The 24,802-nt window shown below is 36.1% G+C and carries 22 protein-coding genes and 5 pseudogenes; 18 read left to right on the top strand and 9 right to left on the bottom strand.

What is annotated here, in order from left to right; translation table 11 throughout:
- Positions 1-2 precede the first annotated feature (2 nt).
- From OOK84_RS04200 to OOK84_RS04175, 6 genes are all read right to left on the bottom strand, one after another.
- Positions 3-455: an ankyrin repeat domain-containing protein gene (locus tag OOK84_RS04200; protein ID WP_264731134.1), complete on the bottom strand. Its 453-nt coding sequence runs from the start codon at positions 453-455 to the stop codon at positions 3-5.
- Between the two features lie 64 nt (positions 456-519).
- Complete coding sequence (locus OOK84_RS04195; RefSeq protein WP_264731132.1) at positions 520-1,245, bottom strand: ComF family protein; 726 nt, start codon at positions 1,243-1,245, stop codon at positions 520-522.
- 121 nt (positions 1,246-1,366) lie between these two features.
- Positions 1,367-1,963 (bottom strand): hypothetical protein, encoded by a 597-nt coding sequence (locus tag OOK84_RS04190; protein ID WP_264731130.1) that lies wholly within the window; start codon positions 1,961-1,963, stop codon positions 1,367-1,369.
- 54 nt (positions 1,964-2,017) lie between these two features.
- The gene (uvrA, locus tag OOK84_RS04185) at positions 2,018-4,813 is read right to left on the bottom strand and encodes an excinuclease ABC subunit UvrA (protein ID WP_264731128.1); all 2,796 of its coding nucleotides are present in this window, start codon (positions 4,811-4,813) and stop codon (positions 2,018-2,020) included.
- Between the two features lie 300 nt (positions 4,814-5,113).
- Positions 5,114-5,626 (bottom strand): hypothetical protein, encoded by a 513-nt coding sequence (locus OOK84_RS04180; RefSeq protein ID WP_253309619.1) that lies wholly within the window; start codon positions 5,624-5,626, stop codon positions 5,114-5,116.
- Positions 5,627-5,829: 203 nt separating this feature from the next.
- Complete coding sequence (locus OOK84_RS04175; RefSeq protein WP_264731126.1) at positions 5,830-8,952, bottom strand: AIR synthase-related protein; 3,123 nt, start codon at positions 8,950-8,952, stop codon at positions 5,830-5,832.
- A gap of 150 nt (positions 8,953-9,102) precedes the next feature.
- On the opposite strand from OOK84_RS04175, the gene OOK84_RS04170 reads away from it, so the two are divergent.
- The 4 genes from OOK84_RS04170 (at position 9,103) to OOK84_RS04160 (ending at position 12,820) form a co-directional block, all read left to right on the top strand.
- Positions 9,103-9,252 (top strand): hypothetical protein, encoded by a 150-nt coding sequence (locus OOK84_RS04170; protein ID WP_264731124.1) that lies wholly within the window; start codon positions 9,103-9,105, stop codon positions 9,250-9,252.
- Between the two features lie 6 nt (positions 9,253-9,258).
- Positions 9,259-9,414, top strand: a complete 156-nt coding sequence (locus OOK84_RS06765) for a hypothetical protein (protein ID WP_406719224.1) — start codon at positions 9,259-9,261, stop codon at positions 9,412-9,414.
- Between the two features lie 2 nt (positions 9,415-9,416).
- Positions 9,417-9,857, top strand: a complete 441-nt coding sequence (locus OOK84_RS04165; RefSeq protein ID WP_264731122.1) for a hypothetical protein — start codon at positions 9,417-9,419, stop codon at positions 9,855-9,857.
- A gap of 80 nt (positions 9,858-9,937) precedes the next feature.
- Positions 9,938-12,820, top strand: coding sequence for a WPE palindromic element domain-containing protein (locus OOK84_RS04160; protein WP_264732570.1), 2,883 nt, complete (start codon positions 9,938-9,940; stop codon positions 12,818-12,820).
- Positions 12,821-12,888: 68 nt separating this feature from the next.
- Here the strand turns inward: OOK84_RS04160 and OOK84_RS04155 are convergent.
- Positions 12,889-13,521 (bottom strand): annotated as a pseudogene (locus OOK84_RS04155) (IS110 family transposase); the annotation flags it as partial.
- Positions 13,522-15,316: 1,795 nt separating this feature from the next.
- Between OOK84_RS04155 and OOK84_RS04150 the strand changes: the two are divergent.
- Positions 15,317-16,285 (top strand): annotated as a pseudogene (locus OOK84_RS04150) (PDDEXK nuclease domain-containing protein); the annotation flags it as partial.
- Positions 16,285-16,594 (top strand): annotated as a pseudogene (locus tag OOK84_RS04145) (phage portal protein); the annotation flags it as partial. The pseudogenes OOK84_RS04150 and OOK84_RS04145, both read left to right, overlap by 1 nt.
- Positions 16,595-16,713: 119 nt before the next feature.
- Here the strand turns inward: OOK84_RS04145 and OOK84_RS04140 are convergent.
- Both OOK84_RS04140 and OOK84_RS04135 read right to left on the bottom strand, forming a co-directional pair.
- Positions 16,714-17,046 carry a hypothetical protein gene (locus tag OOK84_RS04140; RefSeq protein WP_264731119.1) on the bottom strand — a complete coding sequence of 111 codons (333 nt, stop codon included), beginning with the start codon at positions 17,044-17,046 and terminating at the stop codon, positions 16,714-16,716.
- Between the two features lie 126 nt (positions 17,047-17,172).
- The gene (locus OOK84_RS04135; RefSeq protein WP_264731117.1) at positions 17,173-17,772 is read right to left on the bottom strand and encodes an ankyrin repeat domain-containing protein; all 600 of its coding nucleotides are present in this window, start codon (positions 17,770-17,772) and stop codon (positions 17,173-17,175) included.
- Positions 17,773-18,021: 249 nt separating this feature from the next.
- On the opposite strand from OOK84_RS04135, the pseudogene OOK84_RS04130 reads away from it, so the two are divergent.
- The 12 genes and pseudogenes from OOK84_RS04130 to OOK84_RS04075 form a co-directional block, all read left to right on the top strand.
- Positions 18,022-18,099 (top strand): annotated as a pseudogene (locus OOK84_RS04130) (head decoration protein); the annotation flags it as partial.
- Positions 18,100-18,169: 70 nt separating this feature from the next.
- On the top strand, positions 18,170-19,165 hold the full coding sequence (locus OOK84_RS04125; protein ID WP_264731115.1) for a major capsid protein: 996 nt from the start codon (positions 18,170-18,172) through the stop codon (positions 19,163-19,165).
- A 102-nt stretch (positions 19,166-19,267) separates the two neighbouring features.
- Positions 19,268-19,573, top strand: coding sequence for a head-tail joining protein (locus OOK84_RS04120; RefSeq protein WP_264731113.1), 306 nt, complete (start codon positions 19,268-19,270; stop codon positions 19,571-19,573).
- Complete coding sequence (locus OOK84_RS04115; RefSeq protein ID WP_264731111.1) at positions 19,574-20,098, top strand: phage tail protein; 525 nt, start codon at positions 19,574-19,576, stop codon at positions 20,096-20,098. It abuts the gene before it with no gap.
- Entirely contained in the window at positions 20,095-20,574 is a 480-nt protein-coding gene (locus OOK84_RS04110) for a hypothetical protein (protein WP_264731109.1), read from the top strand. Before OOK84_RS04115 ends, OOK84_RS04110 begins: the two co-directional genes overlap by 4 nt.
- Positions 20,561-21,009, top strand: a pseudogene (locus tag OOK84_RS04105) (phage baseplate assembly protein V). Before OOK84_RS04110 ends, OOK84_RS04105 begins: the two are co-directional and overlap by 14 nt.
- A gap of 1 nt (position 21,010) precedes the next feature.
- On the top strand, positions 21,011-21,265 hold the full coding sequence (locus OOK84_RS04100) for a PAAR domain-containing protein (RefSeq protein WP_264731107.1): 255 nt from the start codon (positions 21,011-21,013) through the stop codon (positions 21,263-21,265).
- 2 nt (positions 21,266-21,267) lie between these two features.
- A complete protein-coding gene (locus OOK84_RS04095; protein ID WP_264731106.1) occupies positions 21,268-21,603 on the top strand; it encodes a GPW/gp25 family protein in 336 nt (111 codons plus the stop codon).
- Between the two features lie 2 nt (positions 21,604-21,605).
- Positions 21,606-22,397: a baseplate assembly protein gene (locus tag OOK84_RS04090; protein ID WP_264731087.1), complete on the top strand. Its 792-nt coding sequence runs from the start codon at positions 21,606-21,608 to the stop codon at positions 22,395-22,397.
- Complete coding sequence (locus tag OOK84_RS04085) at positions 22,397-23,560, top strand: phage tail protein (RefSeq protein WP_264731090.1); 1,164 nt, start codon at positions 22,397-22,399, stop codon at positions 23,558-23,560. The genes OOK84_RS04090 and OOK84_RS04085 overlap by 1 nt, the downstream gene beginning before the upstream one ends.
- 194 nt (positions 23,561-23,754) lie before the next feature.
- The gene (locus OOK84_RS04080; RefSeq protein WP_264731092.1) at positions 23,755-24,309 is read left to right on the top strand and encodes an ankyrin repeat domain-containing protein; all 555 of its coding nucleotides are present in this window, start codon (positions 23,755-23,757) and stop codon (positions 24,307-24,309) included.
- A gap of 179 nt (positions 24,310-24,488) precedes the next feature.
- A complete protein-coding gene (locus tag OOK84_RS04075) occupies positions 24,489-24,785 on the top strand; it encodes a hypothetical protein (protein ID WP_264731104.1) in 297 nt (98 codons plus the stop codon).
- The last annotated feature ends 17 nt before the right edge of the window (positions 24,786-24,802 follow it).

The raw sequence follows: 24,802 nt of genomic DNA, 5'->3' as shown, positions 1-24,802 counted from the left end.
AGTCACCTCACTGCATTTATATGATTATTAGTAGCAGCAAAATGCAGCGGTGTTGAGCCAAGTTTAGAACATGAGTGAATATATGCTCCTTGCTCCAGTAGTAATTCTATTATTTCCGTATTACCGCTGCTAGCGGCACAATGCAGAGCAGTGTGTCCACCACCATCGCATGTACTAACCTCTGCACCTTTCTTCAGTAGACGTCTTACTGTTTTTACTAAGCCTTTATGAGCAGCAATGTTTAATGCAGTAGTATAATACCTAGAAGCATGGGTAATCTCTCGCCGTATTTCAAATAAATGATCTATGTGAAAATCAAGTCTTTTCCACTGATTGTATGTATCTTGGTTACATGCGAGCAGCTTTTGCTTAATTTCTTCAATTATGTCACTTTCTTTTGATTCTTGCTCTATTTCTTGGAATATAGCATCAATTTCTTGCTCTTTTATACTCATACGCTCCCCAACAACTATTTACTATAAATTATTTTATAGATAAAACAAAAACAAGTCAAGATTTTTACGTAATAGTTTCACAATCATTCACCGTTCTTGCAAGCGATAGCACTCTCACTTCTTTTGCACCGGAGTTTAAAATTTCCTGAGAGCAAGATCTTACAGTTGCTCCGGTTGTTACCACATCATCAACTAATATCACGATTTTATTTTCGATAATTTTCTTGTTGGTTATGCTAAAAGCCTTTTTCAAATTTTTTTCACGCTGTTTAAGTGAAAGACCAGCTTGAGGCGCAGTATGGCGAAGACGTTTTATTGCAAATGGCGTATAGGATAAATTGGACAACTTACTCAACTCTTTTGCAAGCAATGCTGCTTGATTATATTTACGTTTAAACAAGCGCATTTTATGTAACGGTATAGGAATTATGACCTCTGCGTTCTGAAACGTATCCTGATTAGCTTGGTGTATCCACTTTGCATAGATTTTTACGTAATTCAAATTATCAAAAAATTTGAAATTTATAATCATGTTTTTACTATGTTGATCATAAGCAAAAACTGATCTTAATACTTTAAACGGTGGAGGATTGATGATGCACTTACCACACGTATGAATATTGTCTGAGATTACTACGCCACAAACATTGCAGTAATGCTTAGTTAGAAAATTGATTTTTTTGTTGCATTCACTACACAGATTAAGATTTTCATCAATGATATATTCGCAACTTACGCATACGTTCGGAAATATAAGATTTGTAGCTTTTTTTAGTAAGAGAAGGTTCACAATTCATTAAATATATTATAAAATTTATATAGTATAGCTAAAGTAACTTGTGCTTACACTCTTTCACTTTTTATTTCATCTCAATGTAATTCAAACTGAGCCAATGCTGAAAAAGCAGAACTTATAACTTATTAGATAAAAGCTGATGTTTTTCTGGCTCCTGTATTTCACTTAACTTACTTTGCACTTTGTTGCAAGCCCACACAAGTGGCGTTATCATTGACGCGGCAGCCCAAATGATAGCAGCGCAAGAATAACTTACAATCTTGTTAAATACTTCAGCTACTGCACTAGCACAATCTTGCCCAGCACTTAAAAATGCATTTGAATGATCAACTAATGATTTTGTACTTGCTTTTAAACAATAGTCCCCTGTTATTTTTGACAATAACTTGGCTGGAAAGTATGACAAATATGCCACCATCAAAAATAAAGGTTGCAATATTATGCTAGCTGCTAGAAAAGCACCCCGTTCACAAAGTGGAAACACTTCCTCTGCTCTGTAACCTACATACTCACAATTTTTTATATATTGATCAGTATAACCGTTCTTACTCTCAACTCCACAAATTACATCTTTTACAGGTCCTAATATATTATCAACGTAATGTACGGACTTATAGAAACTATTTTCTGGAACTAGTGTGCAATCTTCTGCTCTCTTAGCAGGTACAACTCCATATTCAACGTACCTTCTAAAGTGTCGATATACTGACATTCTTATCTCCAAATCATAAATATGCAACCTAGCCTAATATAATTAAGAAATAGTTTATAATAAATACGTTTTAAGATACCTGCCTGTAACACTTTCTGGAATTTTTGCCACTTCTTCTGGAGTTCCTGTAGCAATCACTTCTCCGCCTTTTATTCCGCCCTCTGGTCCGATGTCTATTATATAATCTGCAGTTTTTATAACGTGCAAATTGTGCTCGATAACTATAACAGTGTTTCCCAGATCGACTAATCTATGGAGTATTTTTAGTAAGTTATTTATATCTTCAAAGTGTAATCCAGTTGTTGGCTCATCAAGAATATACAATGTTCTTCCGGTAAATCGTTTTGATAGCTCTTTGGACAGCTTTATTCGTTGTGCTTCACCCCCAGACAACGTTGTTGACGACTGTCCGAGTTTTATATAGCCAAGCCCCACTTCCTGCAAAGAAACCAACTTTTCTTTTACCATTGGAAGGTTTTCAAAAAAATCACAAGCCTGATCTATCGTCATATCAAGCACATCAGAGATTGATTTTCCTTTATAAGTAACTTCCAATGTTTCACGATTATACCTTCGCCCTTTACACTGCTCACACTTCACATAAACGTCCGGTAGAAAATGCATCTCTATCTTTAAGTGCCCATCACCTTTACAAGCCTCACACCTTCCCCCTCTGGTATTAAATGAAAACCGGCCTATATTATATCCCCTTGCTTTTGACTCCGAAAGACCTGCAAACCAATTTCTTATATGAGTAAACATACCGACATATGTTGCTGGATTTGACGCAGGAGTTCTACCAATTGGCGACTGATCAACTTCTATAACTTTATCTATATATTCAAGGCCTTCTATTCTATCACACCGACCATACCGTGCAGACGAATGATATATCTTATGTGCTGAATATTTATATAACGTTTCTATGACTAAACTTGATTTTCCCCCTCCTGATATTCCAGTAACACAAATAAGATTCCCTATAGGAAATTTAACGTTCACATTTTTTAAGTTATTTTCACATGCATTTATTACTTTTATGAACTGAGTTGCTTGCTTTCTTCTCCTTGGAATTAAAATTTTTTTCTCTCCACTCAAATATTGCCCTGTTATGCTCCCTGAATTTCTTTGCACCTGGTCTGGTGTTCCTTCTGCAATAACTTTTCCACCATTTACGCCAGCTCCAGGACCAATATCAATCGCATAATCAGCAGCCATTATTGTATCTTCATCATGCTCAACAACGATTACAGTGTTACCCATGTCTCTCAAGTCTTTCAGTGTAGCAATTAACCGATCATTATCGCATTGATGAAGGCCTATCGAGGGTTCATCAAGCACATACAGCACTCCTGTTAAACCAGAGCCAATTTGCGAAGCAAGTCTGATCCTCTGACTCTCACCGCCAGAGAGAGTGCTAGATTCTCGATCGAGCGTTAGGTAATTCAACCCTACATTCTTTAGAAATGCTAGCCTCTTGATTATTTCATTTAATATTTTACTTGAGATTTGCTTCTGTTGTTCTGTGAGCTTGTCTGGCAAATTTTCAAACCACTTAAGGGATTTATCGATGCTGAGCCCTGATATTTCACCTATATGTCTGCTATCAATTTTCACTGTGAGTGCTTCTTTTCTCAATCTATGGCCAGTACATTCCTTACAATGAATAACAGAGCAGTATCGCTCAGCAAGCGTTTCATCATAATCCATCTGATTCTCCAAGATACTGATCAAACCTTGAAATTTATTAGAGCCAAAGAGTATCATATCTTTTACTTCTTGATCTATGTTCTTCCACGGAACATCAAGGCTAAATTTACAATTTTCAGCCAGTGATAGAATTGCACTTTTTAGAAATCCATAACTTGTGTGCACTTGACGGAACATTGGTCCTACTGGCTTTAAAGCACCCTCAGATATTGAAAGAGTTTCATCTGGCACTATCAGCTTTACATCAACAGCCAGCTTTTTACCAAGCCCATTACACGAACCACATGCACCGTAAGGGCTGTTAAAAGAAAATAATCTTGGTTCTATTTCCTCAAGAGTGAAACCAGACTCGGGACATGCAAAATTCTCTGAAAAAGTCAGAATTTGACCATTTTTATACTCGGAATTATGGTTGTCAGGTAGGTTTACTACTTCTACATACATTAGACCATTACCAAGTTTTAGTGCGGATTCTATACTACTTGGCAGTCGATTTCCTATATCGCCCAATATTGATATTCTATCTGCAACCACAAAAATGTCGTGTTTCTTGTTCTTATCGAGTTTAGGCAAGTCATCTGCATTGTACACTTCACCATCTATTTTGAACCTTACGTAACCTTGTCTTTTAATTTCCAATATCTCTTTGAGATGTTCTCCCTTTCTACCACGCACAACAGGGGCAAGTATATATATTTTAGTTTCTAAAGGTAACGCAATTATAGTATCTACAATTTGAGATACAGTTTGCTTTGTTATCGGTAATCCAGTTGCAGGTGAATAAGGAACCCCTATTCGTGCATATACTAAGCGCAAGTAATCGTAAATTTCGGTAACAGTTCCAACTGTTGACCTTGGATTTTTTGAGATCGATTTCTGGTTGATAGATATTGCAGGGGAAAGACCTGTAATCGACTCAACATCTGGTTTATCCTGAATGTTGAGAAATTGACGCGCGTAATCTGATAGGCTTTCAACGTATCGGCGTTGGCCTTCTGCATAAATCGTATCAAATGCGAGACTAGATTTACCAGAACCACTTAGTCCAGTTATAACAACTAGCTTATTTTTCGGTATATTGACATCTATACCTTGCAGATTATGTTCCCTTGCACCCTTAACTCTTATAAAATCGTCCATATTATACTATATAACGTATTTTAACCATTATAGCCTTAAAATACATGAATTTACAGTGATATGTTGATTTTCTATTGATTTTTTCAACTGTTACGGAAAATTAGGCAGCGTTTGGTAAATCGTCATTCCGCTACTTGTTAGCGGAATCTATGCTGAGATACCGGGCGGTATGACGTAGGGCTGTACAACTTGTGTTAGAGTCTTAGGGCAAATCTACTACCTATAAATTCTAAACTGTTGTTACGTATTAGGACCACCAACCCAGGACCCAAAGTCAGTTTAGCTATATCAGAAAACAGGTTATGTGGAAATCTTAAAATACTTCTTGTTCGCCAAGCAAAATAAATACATTCCTACAAACAAGCAGATGCTTAATACTGACGCATAAGAAAACTTAAAAATTAAATCTCTAATATATATTGCTAAGCATTTACCTGCAGAAAATTTGTATAGTAATCCAACACATACAACGGCACTATCAATTACTGATGCCATAATTAAAGTAATGAAATTTGCCATATGAAAATTCAACTTGGACTTCAATTTTTCAAAAACAATTATGCTCGAGAGAAGAGATACTAAAATTGCAGCATATGAAGTCAATATCATCAAACTAAAACTTTGCCATTTTAAAATACAGCATAGCGCTGTACACACTATTAAGCTATACGTAGCTTTTTCTTTGCCATAAAATTCAACCATTGAATTTACAACTAAAGCAGCTCCTATAAATAAAGCAGCACATATCATCAATTTATTTGAAGCGTTGAGTAAAGAAAGACTGATAAATAAGAGTGTCAGTAAAATAGACATAACTACCTACCCAAATTTAATGACATACATTTATTTTAAGTAAATATTGCACATAGTGAAAGAGTTATTTAACCTAATGGAAAAAAAACATTTTAAACTGACATGCTATAGCTACCCAAGAAAGGTTTTCCTACGTCATACCGCCGCGGCCGCTAACAAGCAGCGGGATGACGAGTTTGTCGTTTATCAAATCGTCTGTAAACCTAAGTTACTTTAGCTATATAATAACTATTTCCCAAATCTTTCAGATTTACTTTTAAAACATCCTTTATGTTTAGCACCTTTTTCTCTGTTACTTCACCAATATATGAATAAACTATGCCTTTAAACAATTCTTCAAACCTCTGCTGATTTTGTGGTGCAATAGTAACCAAAATTCTACTTTGCGATTCAGAAAACATTATTATCTTGTTTATTATGTCTGTATTTTGTGTTTTTCCTATTGGTACTAGTGAAAGATCGATTTCAGCACCAAGGTCTCCTGCAATTAGCGATTTTGCCAGAGCAATAATTAAGCCGCCTAAGTTTGGTGCAATTGCAGAGGCAATTATGCCATCTTTTATTGCCTGGTTGTAACGCTCATACAACTTCCTAGCGCTCTTTGCATCAACTTTTGGCACGTTGTTATTATCTATTCCACTATATAACTGATATTCAGATCTACCAAGCTCATCGTGGGTTGTACCAAGCACATATATCAAGTCCCCTGGCATTTTCACATCAAGCGATACCGCATTTTCAATATTTTCTATAACTCCAATTGCTGAAATGAGTAATGAAGGTGGTGCAGATATCATCACTTTCTCGCCATTTTCGTCATATCCCTTGAAGTCATTGAACATACTGTCTTTTCCGGATATGAATGGCGTTTTAAATGCAGTTGCAAAGTCGTAACAAGCCTCTGCAGCTCTCTTTAGCTGCCATAGCCTTTCTGGATTATAAGCATCGCACCAGCAAAAATTGTCGAGCAACGCTAGATGATTTATATTTCCTCCTGCAGCTACGTAGTTGCGTATTGCAGTGTCAATCGCACATGCTGCCATGTGATAAGTGTCAATTTCTCCATAACTTGAGCCAAATCCCTGCGATTTTACAACACCTTTGTTTGAAGAAAGGACTGGCCTCGAGACAACAGCTTCACTGCACACTCTTCCCTTGCCTTGCAGTGGTTTCAGTATTGACGATCCTTGAACCTCATGGTCATATTGCACCACTATAAACTCTTTGCTGCGTATGTTTGGTCTGCTCAGCATTTTTTTTAATGCAAAGGTGTCATTCCAGTGCTTGACACTGGAATCCATTTCACATTCAATTCCACCGTTGGATGGGTTTTTGCATAAAATGTTTGCAGGCTCAGCCTGCTGGATCCCAGTGTCAAGCACTGGGATGACAGGGAAGAGTGTTGGGATGACAGGAGAGGGTTCCGGAATGACAGCAGGCTCCTTAGACCATGGCTTTGTCTGTAAATGCACTTTGGGATTACCGTCATGCAGAAATTCAGTTTCGATGTCCATTATTACTTTCCCTTCAGGACATTTAACAACAGCTTTACCACTTTCGTTAAACTCTCCAATCACACAAACCTCCACATCATGTTTTTTCATGATTTGCTTAAACATAGGAAGATTTTCTTCTGGCACTGCTAAGGTCATTCTCTCTTGTGATTCTGATATCCATATTTCCCACGGAGCCATACCATCGTTTTTAAGGAGAACCTTGCTCAAATCAACTTCAAATCCGTCTTTTCCCATTTCACCAATGGACGATGATAGACCGCCTGCTCCATTATCCGTTATTGCATTATAAAGACCAAGCTCTCTTGCTTCTATGACGGCATTGGATAGTTTTTTTTGTGTTATGGGGTCGCCAATTTGCACAATCGTTGAAGGGCTGTTTCCCGACAAAGCCTCTGAAGAAAACGTTGCACCGTGAATTCCATCTCTTCCAACTCTTCCACCAATAATTACGATTTTATCGCCGTTTTTAGGCCCTTTGATGTGTGAAGGTACATTATTTATACTGCGCGGAATAGTTCCAACACTTCCAACAAAGACCAGCGGCTTTCCACAAAATCTATCGTCAAAATATACTGATCCAAGTTGTGTTGGAATACCGCAGCAGTTGCCAGCAACATTAACGCCATGAATCACTTCTTTCATTATATATTTTGGCGGTAAAATCTCATCAGTACGCTCCTTGTCCCTATAAAATTTGCCTTTTGCTTCTTTGGCAAAGCAAAAGTAATAGATATTCATTATAGGCTCCGCGCCTTTCCCGAAACCCACTATATCACGATTAACTCCAAGCACTCCGGTCATTGCTCCACCAAATGGATCAAGAGCTGAAGGGCTATTGTGAGTTTCAACTTTATCTACAATCAAGTAATCGTCATCAAAAATTATTCCTCCTGCGTTGTCGGAGAAAACTGACACGCATATGTCAGAATTTATCTCACGTGTTGCACGCTTAATATAATGAGCATATAGACCGTCTTTTATTTCATCAATAGGGGAGCAAAAAATATTGTGTTTACAATGTTCAGACCAAGTCTGTGCCAGAGACTCAAGTTCAATATCATATGGATTTCTACCGAGTTTTTTAAAGTAATCCTTTATAGCTTTCATTGCTGCCAGCGAGAGCCCTAAAGTGCCATTACCATCGATTCCATCTCTGCTGATTTTTTCAAGCTCTTGGTCACTCACATTGAGGTCAACAGACTTAGTACTATCCTCTGTCATCCCAACCCTACCTTCTGTCATTCCAGTGCTTGACACTGGAATCCAGTTTGCATTATACAATTGCTTGAAATTTTCTGGATCCCAGTGTCGGGGCACTGGGATAACACCAGGTGTTGTATTCGATTTACCATAATATTTCCAGCTATAGTTCTTACAGATAAGTGTGCAATATTCAGTGATAGGGTTGAATTCTTGCTTTATATCATCTTCGGTTGGCATGCTTCCTTTACCCAAAATCAGCTTTGAACTTCTTGCTTTGATATGAACGCCTTCATCAATGTGGCCCTTGCTAATTAAATACTCTCTAACAATTTGTTTCGCTGTGTTGCCCACATTGTCAGTCATGCCAGGTAAAAAGCTTATTTCCAAGCCCCACTTTGCTTGTGGTTCTATGAAGTCATATTGAAGGTTTTCATTGTAGGAATAATAACGGCAGTCTTGTATGACTTTATTATAAAATAGCCCACAAACTTCTTCATATAATTTTGGTGGTAGTTCTTTGCACATGCAAATCGAATAAACATTAACTACTCTTTTGCGGCCAACTTGCTCACATTTATTTAAAACTTCTATTCTGATGTTTGTCATGTAATATTATAAAAGATTTTAATATATAATAACATAAGAAACTGTGAGCACATTTATATTTTTAGTGATTTTCAACTTGAGATTTGTATGTTTGACTTTACTTACTAAAGTTATGTATAATAAATTATACATTTTAAGATAGGTAAGGTCATGGATGATGACATCATTATAAAGATATTGAAGCCAGTAAACAGTCTTCCAGATTTGAATCAATGGAATGTGATCAGCAAGATACAGGATGAATCGTATGCACAATATAAAGCTGGAAATCATATCTATTACGAAATAAGTAGAGCTTAGGAAGGGATAAATTACAATTTCTGTTATTTTTCTTCCCCGTTTCAATTAGGTAGAACACTATTACATTATGCTGCTAAGGGTGGCTGTGAAAAAGTAGCAGACGCTCTAATAAAAAGAGGGGAAATGTTAGTAAAAAAGATAGATGGGGGTATACTCCTTTAGATTTGGCTATTGAAAGTGGCAATGGAGAGTTAGTGGAACTCCTAAGAATGAAACTTCTAGAGAAGGAAGCAGAAGCTCTGGCAAAAAAAAGATCAAGCTCTTTATCGAAGGATAGTTGTAGTAAAACTCCCAAAAGTCCTGGTACAAACGGAGACATAACAAAATCTTCAGAGGAAGCCAAAGAAATGCAACTTAAAACAAATAAAGCAATTGCAATAGGTGCTATTTCTGGTAGCTTAACAGCATTAGCCTGTGCTATTATAGCAACAGCACTATTTTCAACAGGGATAATAGCAGTTGAAACGCTCACTGTACTTGCAGCAATTAGCATAGTTGCAGTAGTAGGATTAGCAGTTGGCAAGGTTACATACGTAATGTCAAAGCCTAACACTGAAACAAATGAAGTGAAACTTACAGGTAAACAAGAAGAACTAAGACCATAACTTTCGCATAAGTGAAATAAAAATATTTATCCCCAAAATAAGCCCTGTATAATAAAGCATTGTATTAATTGTTACTGTTAGTGGGAAGAGTTTTTACCGTTAATGTGGATGAGTCCTTTTTCAATGTATTGGTTCAGCACATATTTTCTGAATATGAAAGAGAAAAAATTCCCGAGATAAAGATCATACTTCCCTGCAAAAGGGATGTAATAGCGCTGCTGAGTGCGTTCAAGAATTATAACGCTAAAAAATGCATAATTTTGCCAGAGATAGTTTCACTGGAAAACATTGATGAAGAGGATTTAATATTAAATCTTGATAGAGTTAAAGTTATCAATCCAACAAAGAGGACGCTGCTACTCATTCAATTCATATTGGAGTGGAATAGAAAAAATAATGATAATTTCCCCATTGATTTAGCTTATAGCCTGCCATCCTTGCTTGATAAAATTCAATCTACCCAAACAACGGATTGTTATCAATTCGATGAACATTCAAAAAAAATAGAGAATTTCATAAGCTTACTCATTGAGAGTTGGAATAAAATTTTAAAAGATTTAGGAGTAGTAGATATATTAGAACATAAGAGTGATTACATAAACAATATGATAATCTCTTTACAAAAAGACCAACATATAATCTTTGTTGGAATTGGAAAGGATAAGTCGTTAATTAAGGCTATATATGACCTGCCGTTTGGAAAAATAATTTTGCCTAATCTGAATTTGAAAATTAAAGAGAAAGATTGGCAATCACTTGATAAAAAACATTATCAATATTGCCTGAAAGATCTAATCGATTATTTAAATGTAGATAGAAGAGATGTGAGTTTTCTGCCAGAAGCGTGTTCTGATGTCATCCCAGTGCCCAGACACTGGGATCCAGAAAACTTAACTTTAAATGAGCGCACCAGGTGGCTGTGCAATAGAAACTGGATTCCAGTGTCAAGCACTGGAATGACACCATCTACTACTCAAATTACCTGCAAATTGCAATGTTCATACACCAAAAATCAAAGGGCTGGAATGACAGGAAGTCCTGAGGAATATCTAGATTACATTTTTGATACAACTGCCGATCTAAGCAAAGTTAGTAATGGACATATTGGCAATATTGAAGTCATCACTTGTGATTCCAGAGAGGAAGAAGCACAAGTGACATCATTAATTATAGAGAATGAAGGTTATGAAAACGTTTCTTTGGTTGTCTTTGATAAATTACTTGCAGCTCGTATAGCATGTTTATCAAGGCAACACAGTGCCATACCGGAAAATTATCCTTATATAACACTCCTACTTTATAGTATCGAAGTTTTGACCTCAAATTGGAGCAGTGTATCATTACTTTCGCTCCTTAAACATAGGCTAGTGACTTTTGATTACACTCAAGAAAAGTACTCTCAGATTTTATCTGAATTTGAAATAGAGATATTACGCAACTTTAGTACAAATGGCCTTAAAGATATTATAGATGCTATTAATACCTATAAAAAGCTAAAACATAAAGAGGATATATTGCTTATTATCAATAGGTTAGAGGCTATACTTAATCTTTTACTTAACTCTATAAATTGCCCTATTTCTGATGTGGTGGCAACTCATTTGCAGTGTATTAATGTGCTATCTGGTATAAATTTTTCAGAGCTAAATAGTGAAATAGGTAATTTCACCTGTAATTTCTTGAATGCATGTGAGGGTATAGAAATTAAGTGCTCCTTAGAGTTATATAGCCAAATTCTGACCTTATTTTTAGAGAAAGAGTTTTTCTCTGTAGCAAATGACTTGAATAAATTCAGCTTATATCACAACAAAGTTGTAATACTCGCTGGATTTAATGAAGCGCCAAGCTTTCAAAGTCCGCTTTTGAATGCACTTACGAGAGAAAAATTTAACCTTCCTTCTGCGCAAGAAGAGCAGGGGTATTTTTTTTATACTTTACACAATTTGTTTTGCGCAAGTAAGGTTTATATTACAAGATCGCTAAGCCATAGAAAACCAATTCTATTGCAGCGTTTGGAAATTCTGCTCAAGGAGGGGAAACAGCCGTATCGCGATTGGCTGAGGATATTAAATACGCCTGAATGTACTGTTCCATGTACTCAGCCTATGCCAAAACCTCAAACCGAAGTTAGAAAAGAAAAAATGCAGGTGATGTCTTGCAGTGCAATAGAAAAGCTAATTCGTAATCCTTATTCATTTTACGTTGAATATATACTGGGCCTTAAACAATTAAGAGACTTGAATTTTAAGCCATCGATATTGGAATTTGGCACTATGGTGCACAACATTCTTGCAAGATATTTACGCAACAAAAAGTCGCAAATGAGCATTGCACGAAAAGCATTCTCGACTAGTCAGTTTAATTTTTCAAATATGTGGTGGGTAAGACTGCAAAGGATAATTCAATCTTTTGTCGAATTTGATGAAACTCGAAGCAATTATGTTGAGTTGGAAAAGAGCTTTTCCTGTCCGATATTTCATATTCCAGCGCGTGACGCTGGAATCTATATTTCTTGTGATGATGTATCCCAGTATGAAACTGCTTGGATGACAAATAGAGATCTGATCCCACAAGAAATTTTACTGACAGCAAGATGTGATAGAGTTGAGTATCTACCAAGTGGGCAAGTAGCAATTATAGACTATAAACTTGGTTCACCACCTTCCAACGAAGAAGTGATGTCGGGGTTTTTTCCACAGTTAATTTTGCAAGCCTTAGCGGTAGAACATATAACAAAAAGAGAAGTTTCAGAACTTGCTTATTGGAAACTTGATTATGATAAAATAAAAGTTATTTCTATACAAAATTATAGATACAAAATGCAAGAATTAAAAAATGATCTGCCTGGTTTTTTATCTAATTATTTAAGTAATTCCACACCCTTTATTGCCTCTCCATATTTTGATAAATTCCTGAGATTTAACAGCTATAAACAGCTAGAAAGGGTAGGGGAGTGGTTGTAAATGGTGTCATCCGAGTAGCTTGACTACTTGGATTCAGGAAAAAGAATGGTGTCATGCAAGTAGCCTCCTTCTCCTATGCCTGGAATAGTCAATAGAAGTTGAAAATTTTCCAACAATTCTTTGTGTTGATTTAATAGTTCACGTACGGAGTTTTTTATTGTTTCTATTTTTTGAGCTATATTCATTGCAAGGTCTTCCCAAGCATTTGCAACTTCTTTAGGCAGTCTCTCTTTTTTTTCTAAGTGGTTATTTACTAATGTTAACTCATCTTTTAACGCAACTGAGCAACGATAAAGATGTTTTAATTTTTTCATTTCAGGAGAAGGTGGTGTCCAACTAGAAGGTTCCTGTCTTTGGCAATAATCAGCAATAACTTCTGCATCGGTCTGATCATTCTTTTGTCGTATCAGCTTACTCCTTGCATAAGATTTTATGCAATAAGGATTTACAACACTTACAAAATGTCCAGCATTGTGTAGAAATTCAGCCAGTGCTTCGCTATAACAACCAGTAGATTCCATGCAGGTTTTTACTTTTTCTACATTATGTTTGTGTAGAAAATTCAGTAGACTTTGAAACCCATGATCATCGTTCTTAAAGCTTCTTTTTCTAATTTCACGCTTTCCTTTTTTGCTTATAAATGAGAGAAAAACATCAAAGCGATCTTTTGATATATCTATGCCCAAAAAGTTGTTGATCATATATAACCCCATACGTTACCATTAAAAATGAAAAGTAAGGCTAGTCTTGTGAATACAGAATTAGAACCATTCAGGTCTTTCTACGATACCGTCCAGCCTATACTTTTGAGAAGGGAATTCTTATCTCCTCTACAGATTTTATATCTAAGAAGAAGCACAGAGTTCCTCCCTTCTCCACCTAATGCTTAAGCTTAAAACATTAGATGCTTTTGACAAGATACAAGAAGGTGAGTTTAAGCTAGGTGCAGGAAGGTTTGAAATAGGTAACTTCTAAAAAATATTTAGAGCTCACTTATGAAAGTTTTGTGGGCTCATTTTGTCTCTCTAAAAGTAAGATTTTAACAACAAAAAATGAATTCCACACTACCCAATTTCCATGATTTCCGGAGAATTTACCAAGATTTGGAAATTAGAGTATATCCACACTTAAGCTATTGAAATTCGATGATTTTTAGCCATCTAACATGAGAAATATTACGTTTCCATTTCCAAAAAATTTAGCCAATTTGGTAACACTCAAACCCGCTACAGTGGCTGATTTCCACTTTCCGAGAATCTTATATATTATATATATATAAATAATAATAAATGATATAATAATAAACTAATATAAAATACAATAACTATAGTAATGGTTCATAATAGCTTTTAACTAGTAAGCGAAAAGAAAGAAGTTTGGAAAGGTTGCCACAAAACATTATTAAGATATTTACATTTAATGAAAGATACAATTAGCGCGGTTTTAAAACGATTCTACGACTTCAGGGTAATTGTACCACCAAGACCTAAGTTGCTCATGTAGAGTGGCTTAAAACTCGATTACGAGGCATTTCTAAATTATTTTTTATCTCAAGCTTTTATTTATTACAAAAAACCCTACAGTTAGTTTATCGTGTTTTTTGTTGGTTGCAAAGAAAATTTTTCAAACCTAAAGAACAAATGGTTAGTAGACTTTTTGAAACGTTATTTTTGCAACAGCCAACTTATGTCACTTCTATCATAGAGAGGGTAACAAAATGCTCCTACCCTTTAAAACGCTTTAGGAGGTCCTTACAACACTATTTGTAATTTAGATATAAAAGTTCGTCTTTTTTAAATTAACGCGTGTAGCCTCCCTAAAAACTCGAATAAAAGGCATCTTTAGTAACCCAACTATTGCAAAGTAAACTTACGAGTAAGTTTAACACATTTTTTACACTTTACAAAGAAAATTCTTCAAAAAAGATTGAACAACTTGTGAAGGGGTTAATGGAGACTTTATGAAAATACAACAACTTTTATTGCAAACCTCTGAGCAATTGATTGCAAAACTCTCAGTAATGAAATCAGCAAATTGTAGATGAAGCTCAAGGAAAAAAGTTACTGCCATAGAAGAAGAAACAGAAGCTCGTAAAACTTGATTGCCGCTTAAAATATAGAAAATATAAGTATATAAAACACATACTGCTAGTGTCATTAAAGCTAAAAAGGGGAAAAGAATGAAAGGAAAAGAAAAATGCCCGTAATTGCGTTTTAAAACGATTCTATGATCTGAGGATAGGAGTTATACCACCCTGACCTAACTAACGCTTGTAACACCCTTTAAAAGGCAAATAAAAGGTATTCCTAATGATTCTATTGGTACAAATAAACTTACATGTAAGTTTGACGTCATTTTTATTCATTGTAAAGAAAAAATTTGTATGAAGGTCTTATTTAGAAAACTCACTTGATATTTTTCAGCTCATATACACCTCTTTCAAGCTATCTGGCAAAAGATAAACGCTCAGAAGAAACAATATAAAGCGATTCTATAATTAGTCGTTATAAGGCAGCAAGAACAGTAAATAAAGAACTGCTACTGCTTTATCATTATATTGGAACGCGGATTCTAGAAAAACAAAAGAGTCAGAGTTGGGGATCTAAAGTAATTGAGCAGTTAAGTAGAGACTTAAAGGCTGAATTCCCGGAAATGAAAGGTTTTAGCACGAGAAACTTGAAATATATGCGTCAATTTGCAGTGGAGTATCAAGATATTGAATTTGTGCAACAACTTGTTGCCCAATTGCCGTGGGGACATAATGTATTTCTAATGGACTTAGTTCAGGACAAAGAAGCGAGGCTATTCTACATAAAAGAAGCTATTGAACATGGCTGGTCACGTAACATTATGGTGATGCAGATAGAGCTTGGTCTACATAAACGTCAAGGGAAAGCTATTACTAACTTTGAAGAAAAATTACCATCTCCACAATCCGATCTAGCACATTATACATTAAAAGATCCATATATTTTTGATTTTTTAAGTATAGGTAAGGATGCTCACGAAAGAGAAGTAGAAAAGGGACTTGTAGGGCATATGGAAAAATTTCTGTTAGAACTCGGTGAGGGATTTGCATTTGTTGGTAGACAATTTCATTTAGATGTTGGTAATAAAGACTTTTATATTGATTTATTATTCTATCATTTAAAGTTACGTTGCTTCATAGTAATTGAACTAAAAGATAAAGATTTTAAACCAGAGTATGCAGGTAAAATGAATTTTTATCTTTCCGCAGTTGACGATTTACTGAAGCACTCGACAGATCAACCTTCTATAGGGTTAATCTTATGTAAATCTAAAGACGATGTACTTGCTAAATATACACTCAAAGACATAAATAAACCAATAGGATTAGCGGAATATCGAATAACTGAAAATCTACCAGAAAACATCAAAACAGCTTTGCCAACAATAGAAGAGTTAGAAGCTGAATTATCGAAAGTTTCAGATAAGGAAAAGTAATGCTACTAAAATCATTCAAGCAATTATTCCGCAAACCACCAAAGTCTAAAGGTTCAGCATGGAGGTTCAGGAAGGAGATTATTGCACTTTCAACCAGAGTCAGGAAGTATAAATAGCTTACTTTCCCAAAGCCTTGAACACTTACGCAGTCGGTCTCGTGATATGGTAAGAAAGAACTCCTATGCAGCAAACATAATCGATACGATAGTGAGTAATTGCGTTGGAACAGGAATAAAACCGCAATCAAAAGCTAAAGATGCAGAGTTTCGGAAAAAAGTGCAAGAATTATGGCTGAGATGGACAGATGAACCAACAGGACCAGAGCCTGCGATGATAATGTTTTTCATTTTTACCTCATATGAACCACCTAATGCTAGGCTTACCATAATATGAGATATAATGTAACAGTTTTTTTATTTAGAAATAGACTACTGTGGTGATTGCTGTGCTGCTACAAAACGCTCATGTTCTACTCTTGCCATTTTAGTACTGGGTTTAAATATCTCATATGTGATACGACCAGCTGCAAGTGCTGCTACTGTAACTATAGCCGCTGCGCCTATTATACGTGGTGCATCTGGTGTAATGCTACCGGTTGCAAAAAGTGTTATTGCCGCCACAGCCCCTAGTAACAGTGTTGAATAACGAACAAAGAGGCCTCCATTGCGTGCTTTTTCAAATTGTGCTAAACACCCATCACCAGACCCAGGTGAAAGCTTACTATTACCCACAAATAAAAACATAGTATTGTATTTACTCAAATAATTTAATTTTATTAACCTGAAAGCTTATTAGATTAAAATTATTAAACTAAGAGTTATAATTTTAGCAACTAAAAGCTGTAAATTGCACCATATAAACAGTTATTTCAAGCAAAAGTTATGCCATTAAGAGCTATGCAACAAACATTTATATTTGTGGGTAATAGTAAGAGGTGAAAGGAGCCATGCACGCCCGTATACATAGCTATATACTGGAGTTTCACTATTTTTATCCTTCACCCAAGGATCTGCACCATTTTGTATGAGAAGCCGTATTATAGATTCACTACCACTAACTGCAGCATAATGTAAAGGAGTACATTCCCAGATATCTTTTGTATGAACATTTGCGCCGTTTTTTATTAGAATCCTTGCTGCTTCTAGCTGATTACTTTTAGCAGCTGCATGTAAAGGAGTATGGCTATGCTTGCCATCAACATCTGCACCACTTTCTATCAGAATTTTTATTATGTTCGTATGGCCATGTTTAGCAGCCACATGCAGTAATGTACCTTGCCAACTAGCAATATTAGTAGTAAATTGGCAGTCTAATGAAAACTTACTTTCTTTCCATACATTATATTCTTCCTTTGCTAATGCTCCTTCAAATCCACTATCTAGTTTGCTTTTCTCTTCTAGTTTTTTCTTTATCTTTTTAACTATATTATTCGAGTTTAAATCTTGATCATTATTTAATACTTCCAGTATTTCATGTAGCGGCTCCATAATCACCCTCTCTCTTTAATTAAATAATACATTATGACTACCCTGTAGAAGAGAGTCAATTAAAAGGCATTTGAGGCAAAACTTTCTACAAATTAAATTATGTAAAAAAATGTTTGCACATTATGTAATTGTTCAATATAAATGGCATTAATTGTCAAGATAAGGTGTTTTATGCAAGCTGCAGAGTAAAAAACAGAACAGCAAATATTATCAAAAGAACTAAGAGAGGATAAAAGGCTACAGTTAACAAATATAACTGAAGAGCAAAAAGCTGCAGCAATAAAGCAACTTGAAGCACGAGGAATCATCATCCGCAAGGGAGTTTAAACGCCAACTGCCTAACTGAAGAGCAGAGCTACCAAACATCTTAAAACACACAGCATTAAGGGGAAAAAACATGCAAAATCCATTTACAAATCCAGCATTTAGTATGACGGAATTAACCAAAGCAATAAACATATTGCCGATAAATTATGGTTGCGTCGAAAATTTAAATTTATTTCCAAGTAGATCGGTAAGATTTCGACATATTACGATAGAAGAACACCACGGAGTTTTAACTTTATTACCAACACAAGTCCCAGGAGCACCAGCAACAGTAGGGAAAAGAGGAAAAAGGAAAATAAGGACGTTTACGATACCACATATTCCCCATGATGACGTAGTATTGCCTGAAGAAGTACAAGGAATAAGGGCATTTGGGTCAGAAAGCGAACTTACGGCACTGGCGAGTGTAGTAACAGATCATCTGGAGTTGATGAGAAACAAACACGCAATAACGTTAGAACATTTGCGAATGGGGGCGCTCAAAGGAATAATTTTGGACGCAGATGGCAGTGAGTTATTAAACCTTTACAACGAATTTGAAATTACGCCAAAAGTAGTAAATTTTGCGCTGGGAACAGCAACCACCGATGTCAAGCGTAAGTGTCTGGAAGTATTGAGGCATGTTGAGGACAACTTAAGTGGTGAATATATGACCGGGATTCATAGCCCTGAGTTTTTTGATGCATTAACTTCGCATGCCAAAGTAAAAGAAGCATATGAGAGATGGCAAGAAGGAGCAGCACTCCGGAACGATATGAGATCAGGATTTACGTTCTGTGGAATAACATTTGAGGAATATAGAGGGCAAGCAACTGATCCTGAAGGAAACGTAAGAAGATTTATTGAAGGAAATACCGGACATTGTTTTCCACTTGGTACAGCAAGCACATTTACTACTTACTTTGCGCCAGCAGACTTTAATGAGACGGTAAATACACTAGGACAACCGTTATATGCAAAACAAGAGCCAAGAAGATTTGATAGAGGGACCGATTTACATACTCAGTCAAATCCTTTACCAATGTGCCATCGCCCAGGAATATTAATCAAAGTCGTTGCAGCATAACAATACTGGTAGAGCAACTACAAAAGTGGTGAGGCATGAAAGTGCTCTACCAGTATGCCTCTTCTTAGCGTGCATGTAGAGATTAGTGCATAAAGGTAAAGTATGCAAGAAAAAATAAAAAGATTATTGAAAGATTGTTTTGCACATTTAGGAGAGCAAGCGTTGTATGAGTCAAGGGATAAGTCGTACATGGTGCAGATATTAAAGCAACAGCCAGATAAATTATATGGAATTGGTGAAGGACAATTTGTAGGAGAAATTTTGACTTTAGAAGTAAGTGTGTTTGATGTATTAAAGCCAATGGTGGGAGATACTTTTTCCATAGGTAGTTGTAGATACAGAGTACACTCACCGCCGCTTAGGGATAATTCAGGAATAATCTGGAAAATTCAAGCGTCAGGGGTGTAAATGCGTGTTGAAATTGGAATAAGCGGCAGCATTGAGAAAATAATTCAAAGTATTGAAGCTAGCCAAGCTAAGATAACACGAGCAACAGTAAGAGCATTAAACAAAACGGCATTGTGGACAAAAGAGCAAGCTACGAAAGAACTAAGTAAAGATGTGCAAATAAAACGGCAATTAATCAGAAAAAGATTATGGATAACCAGAGCAACAAGAAATTATCAGAGGGCTCTAGTAAAGATAGGGTTATACGGAGTAAAATCTTCAAAGCTTGGCAATATGAAACAAATGGCAAAAGGAGCAAAAGCAGGAAAACATATGTTTGAAGGAGCATTTATTGCTAAGATGCCAACCGGACATAGAGGTATTTTTAGACGAAGAGGAAGGACAGCCTTGCCGATTCATGAAGTTACTGTACCGATCGGAGAAAATGTACAAAAGATAGTAAAAGAAATGGCTAGTTATAAAACAGGAAAAGTGTTTGAGGAATATTTTGAGCATGAGTTGAATGTTCTTTTAAAGAAGCAATGAAAGAATTTTGGAAAGGTTTACATGAGGCAATTTGTAAAACGCTAAAAGAAGAAATCCCAGCAATACAGACATGTGAAGTATATCCTGCAATAAGGAAAGAATTATTAGCGCCAGAGGTGTTTGTAGAGCTTGTGAGTTTGGAACCAGGAAAAGATCCGGGAACAGAGGAATTAGCGTTGAGGGCAAGATTTGAGGCAAGAGTAGTAGTTGATGGAACAGTTGAGGATTCTCAGGTAGTGGTAAGGTCACTGGCAGCGGAAGTTGCGAGAGTAGTGAATAAAAATACTTGGGACGTGGAAAATGTTTCAGCAGGTGAATTTATATCAGCAGGAGGAGATGATTTTAGACCAGAATTAGATGCATATCTAGTGTGGTTGGTCGAATGGGTTCACGAGCTACATACAGGTCAATCAATGTGGTTAGAAACTGGTATTATACCGCATATTATTAGTGTGGGGGAAAATGTTAGACCATAATTTTGCGATTGCAGAGCTAAATAGAAGGCTAGCGAACATTTTAAAGAGATAGACTATGAAAAGGCAAGAGTGCGGGTAAAGGTAGGAGAATTTTTAACCGATTGGCTTCCGTGGGTAACGGCAAGAGCAGGAGAAGATAGAAGTTGGTTTTCCCCAGATATTGATGAGCAGGTGATGGTATTATCGCCATATGAAGAGTTGTCATTAGGGGTGGTGTTACCGGCAATTTATCAGCAGAAGTATTTTCCCTCGGAATGCCGAAAAGACGCGCATATTTTAGAGTTTAAGGATGGAACGAAATTATCGTACGATAAGGAGAATCATCATCTTGAGATTGAAGTAGTAGATAAAATAACGCTAAAAGTTGGAAAATCGAGTATGGAGATGACAAAAGAAGGAATAAAACTTAAGGGAAGGAGAGTTGATCTCAATTGACATGAGAAGAGCTATAGTTTGTATAGGAGATCATTGCATGGGGATACCGGTTCATGTTTGTATGAGTGGTAGTAACGACGTTTTTGTAAACGGTAGATCTGTTTGTCGAAAAGGAGATATCTTAACTCTAGGTGAGAAACTAACGCAAGGGTCAAACAGCGTATTTGTTAATGGTATTGGCGTAACAAGAACAGGAGACTTGGCATCGTGTGGTTTTCATGTAATGAGTATTAGCAAAAATGTATTTGCGAGCTAAAAATGCGTGGGATGAGCAATAAAACGGGAAAAGAGTTGGAAGGACTAGAGCACCTGAAACAGTCAATAGTTGATATTTTGACCACACCAATTGGTAGTAGAATCATGAGAAGAGATTACGGTTCAAGATTATTTGAATTAGTAGATAAGCCAATCAATAGGGATTTTACGCTAGAAATTTATGCAGCAACAGCAGAAGCACTACAAAAGTGGGAAAAGAGATTTAAGTTAGAAAAAGTAAAAATAACAGAAGTGAAAGAAGGAAAAGTAACGCTTGACCTAGAAGGATTGTACTTACCAATGGGGGAAAAGATTCGCTTTGATGGAGTTGTGGTATAAAGATGGAGCAGCCTAACATTATTGAGCCACTGAACTTCGAAGAAATCTTTTCACGTATGAAGGAGGAGTTGATACGTCGAGACTCAAGTTTTACAGTATTGGTAGAAAGTGATCCAGCAATAAAGATTTTGGAAGTGGCAGCCTGGAGGGAATTGTTATTACGGCAAAGAATTAATGAAGCGGTAAGAAGTAATTTACTGAAGTTTGCAGGAGGAGAAGACCTAGATAATTTAGCTGAGTTTTATGGAGTGGAGAGGCAGAAAGAAGAAGATGACGAACGATTTAGGAAAAGGATTAAAGCAAAGATAGTTGGCTGGTCAACAGGAGGAAATTATCGGTATTATGCATTATCAGCAGATACAAGAGTAAAAGATGCATTAGTAGAATCACCTGTACCAGGAAAAGTACAAGTTTCGATCTTATCAACACAATTATCCACAACTGGCATACCCCAAGAAGAATTACTAGAAATTGTCAGAAATCAGCTAAACAGGGAGGATGTGAGGATTTTAACAGATACAATTGAAGTGGTAAGTTGCAATATTATAGAAATAGATATCCACAGTAAAATTAGCATTAAAAGACCAGATATTATTGAAACGGTGAAGAAGAAATTTATAGAAAAATTTGAAACAACGAAAAGATTAGGATGGAATGTAACAAGGTCGTGGATTATAGCGAATTTGTTCGTAGAAGGAGTGGAAAACGTAGAATTAATCGAGCCAAGAGAGGATGTTGTGGTACTGGGGAATGAGTGTGCTGCCTTAAGAAGTTTAAATGTTGAGTTAAATTAATGCTATTACCGCCAAACGCAACAAAACAAGAAAAAGCGCTGGTTGATGCAATCGATTACAAAGTTGATCCAAGCAGCATAAGAGGGTTTAAATTCAGCCTAGAAGAAAAGATATTACCATGGATAGTAGAGGAATATGGTCTAGAAGAGATTCTGCGTTGGGTAACAGACAAAAGAAAAGCGATAAAAGAAGGGATAAAATTTCAAAGACTGCGTGGCACACCTGCCTCATTGAAAATAGCACTGAAGTGGGCAAATATAAATGAAGATATTACAATTATTGAAGAGCCACCTGGAGAACACTTTTTTGAATTACAGATAGGGATAAAAGATGTTCCGAAAGACTTCTTCGTAGATGCAGTAGTAGAACTAGCAAAGCTATCACTACCTGCAAGATCGAGGCTAATGAGGCTTTTCAATGACCACTATAATATTGGAAGATTTATTTTAGATGAAAGCTTTTTTGGCAGCTTATTATCAGACTACTCTGGTACAAAGATCGAAAAAGATGGACCAGTGTTATCATTTGGGAGAGTAAATTTTTTCAGGTCTAGTGGTCCAGTTATTAGGATTATAGAAAACTATCTACGCGATCATTATGAGCAGGCATTAAGTAATGATCTGTATAGGCTAGATGTAGCAATACTTGGAGAAACCGAGCCTCACACAAAGAATTATAACGGTATTTATGAAAGAAGTCATCAGTGGAATAATTTAAAAACGTTATATCCGCTACCACAGAGCTTATTACCTGAGATTAAGTTTGCTAAAGCGCAGATAGTATTATCGGACAGTTGGAGTTTAGGAGAAATAAACGCATGTTTTCCAGTAAGTAGTATAGAAGAGAGGGGAAAAAGGTTTTTACTAGGAAGTGATAAGCTATCTGAACAAGTGTGGAATTTAAAATACAAGCCAATTTTAGAAAGGTTTAGCGTTACCTATCATTACAAAGTAGAAAACTCTACCGATCAAAAAGTTATAAGATTTGGTTTAGCAAAGCACTATGTTCATTTTGAAAGCGAATTAAATTCAGAGCAAAAGGATGCAATACAGGAGTTAGAAAATTACATTTTAGTGTTTTACCCAGGTGTACTAACATGGCATGAACATCGACATTTGAACAGGTCCTGGGAAGAAAAACAACCTATATGCTTAATGAATTAAATACATATATTTATATCTTCATATACTACATTAACATTCGGTAAAAATGTGTGTTTTTTGAAAAAAAGAAGTTGCTTTTCCATGCCAAAACAGCTATAAATTAGGTAGGTGTAGGTAAACATAAGAAATTGATCTTGCACTGAAGTGAGCCAAATTGGCGACTTTATGTATGTTTTTATAGTGGGGTAACTAAAATGTTCAATTTAAATAAAAGACTGGAAAAATTAAAGGAGAATTCATTTCGTGGAATAAATGAAAAAGACGCAGCAGGTTGCACAATATTGCACCGAGCAGCACAAGTGTCAAATCCAGAAGTAATAAAGTTATTAATAGAAAAAGGTGCAGGTACAAACGATAGAAACAATAGAGGCGAGACACCATTGCACCTAGCGGCATTCTATGGAAAGGTAGAGAATGTAAAAGCACTGATAGAAGGAGGAGCAAATGTAAATGCTATAGATGATGGAGGATATACGGCATTACATAGTGCGAGCTTAATGAGTTGTGAAAAGACAGTAAGGGAGCTAATAAAAGGAGGGTCAAAAGTAAATATAGGAAATGAAATAGGAAGACATGAAGCCGTATTTATGAGGGAAATAGGGAACGTGAGAGCAATATTAGAAGCGGGAGGTGATGTAAATGCGAAAGACCAAAAAGGATACACGCCAATAGATCTGGCATATATGGCAAATAGTGAGGAGATAATGAGAGAGTTAGTGGCGAAGCAGAAGGTTATGGAAGTTGATTGAGAAAAGGAAGGAAATGGTATTAGAGAGAAAACCTTTGGCAGAGCTGAGGGAAAAGGGACAATTATTTGGAAGAGTGCTTAATTGATGAAAGATAGCGCTATGTGTTTCCAAAATTGTGCATAAAAGTAAAATAAAACGAAGGTTAACAGTTGCGTCTTTTTCGCAAGAGTAATGGATTTATGGAAAAAGGGAGTGCCCGAACTATAAAAATATTTACAGGAGAAACAATGAGAAAAAAGGTATTAACTGTAACTTGTCGATATGAGCCTGATGAGTTAGCAGATAAACGCTTATCGGATGTATACGGGCAACTGATAGAGAGATTGATAAAGAGAAAAAAAGAAAATAGAGAGAAAGAAACAAATGAAAGTAGTGAGTTTATATGCGAGAGTGTCATCGTGCAAAAAATTAGGCATAGTACGACAAATACAAGTTTTCTTGTCGTTTTAATCTGCACAGATTGTGAAGTTAAATGAAATATCTTCAGTTTCAT

Source organism: Wolbachia endosymbiont (group A) of Sphaerophoria taeniata (assembly GCF_947250735.1).
GTDB lineage: Bacteria > Pseudomonadota > Alphaproteobacteria > Rickettsiales > Anaplasmataceae > Wolbachia.
Note: the sequence above shows the minus strand (reverse complement) of the source record. Positions and strands in the feature narration are given on the sequence as shown.

Excerpts from the sequence above, each read along its gene's own strand:
- OOK84_RS04180 (WP_253309619.1), bottom strand. The coding sequence starts at position 5,626 with ATGTCTATTTTACTGACACTCTTATTTATCAGTCTTTCTTTACTCAAC.
- OOK84_RS04110 (WP_264731109.1), top strand. The coding sequence starts at position 20,095 with ATGAAAGAATTTTGGAAAGGTTTACATGAGGCAATTTGTAAAACGCTA.
- OOK84_RS04170 (WP_264731124.1), top strand. The coding sequence starts at position 9,103 with ATGGATGATGACATCATTATAAAGATATTGAAGCCAGTAAACAGTCTT.
- OOK84_RS04095 (WP_264731106.1), top strand. The coding sequence starts at position 21,268 with ATGCGTGGGATGAGCAATAAAACGGGAAAAGAGTTGGAAGGACTAGAG.
- OOK84_RS04080 (WP_264731092.1), top strand. The coding sequence starts at position 23,755 with ATGTTCAATTTAAATAAAAGACTGGAAAAATTAAAGGAGAATTCATTT.
- uvrA (WP_264731128.1), bottom strand. The coding sequence starts at position 4,813 with ATGGACGATTTTATAAGAGTTAAGGGTGCAAGGGAACATAATCTGCAA.
- OOK84_RS04120 (WP_264731113.1), top strand. The coding sequence starts at position 19,268 with ATGCAAGAAAAAATAAAAAGATTATTGAAAGATTGTTTTGCACATTTA.
- OOK84_RS04135 (WP_264731117.1), bottom strand. The coding sequence starts at position 17,772 with ATGGAGCCGCTACATGAAATACTGGAAGTATTAAATAATGATCAAGAT.
- OOK84_RS04200 (WP_264731134.1), bottom strand. The coding sequence starts at position 455 with ATGAGTATAAAAGAGCAAGAAATTGATGCTATATTCCAAGAAATAGAG.
- OOK84_RS04115 (WP_264731111.1), top strand. The coding sequence starts at position 19,574 with ATGCGTGTTGAAATTGGAATAAGCGGCAGCATTGAGAAAATAATTCAA.
- OOK84_RS04100 (WP_264731107.1), top strand. The coding sequence starts at position 21,011 with ATGAGAAGAGCTATAGTTTGTATAGGAGATCATTGCATGGGGATACCG.
- OOK84_RS04075 (WP_264731104.1), top strand. The coding sequence starts at position 24,489 with ATGGAAAAAGGGAGTGCCCGAACTATAAAAATATTTACAGGAGAAACA.
- OOK84_RS04125 (WP_264731115.1), top strand. The coding sequence starts at position 18,170 with ATGCAAAATCCATTTACAAATCCAGCATTTAGTATGACGGAATTAACC.
- OOK84_RS04190 (WP_264731130.1), bottom strand. The coding sequence starts at position 1,963 with ATGTCAGTATATCGACACTTTAGAAGGTACGTTGAATATGGAGTTGTA.
- OOK84_RS04175 (WP_264731126.1), bottom strand. The coding sequence starts at position 8,952 with ATGACAAACATCAGAATAGAAGTTTTAAATAAATGTGAGCAAGTTGGC.
- OOK84_RS04085 (WP_264731090.1), top strand. The coding sequence starts at position 22,397 with ATGCTATTACCGCCAAACGCAACAAAACAAGAAAAAGCGCTGGTTGAT.
- OOK84_RS04090 (WP_264731087.1), top strand. The coding sequence starts at position 21,606 with ATGGAGCAGCCTAACATTATTGAGCCACTGAACTTCGAAGAAATCTTT.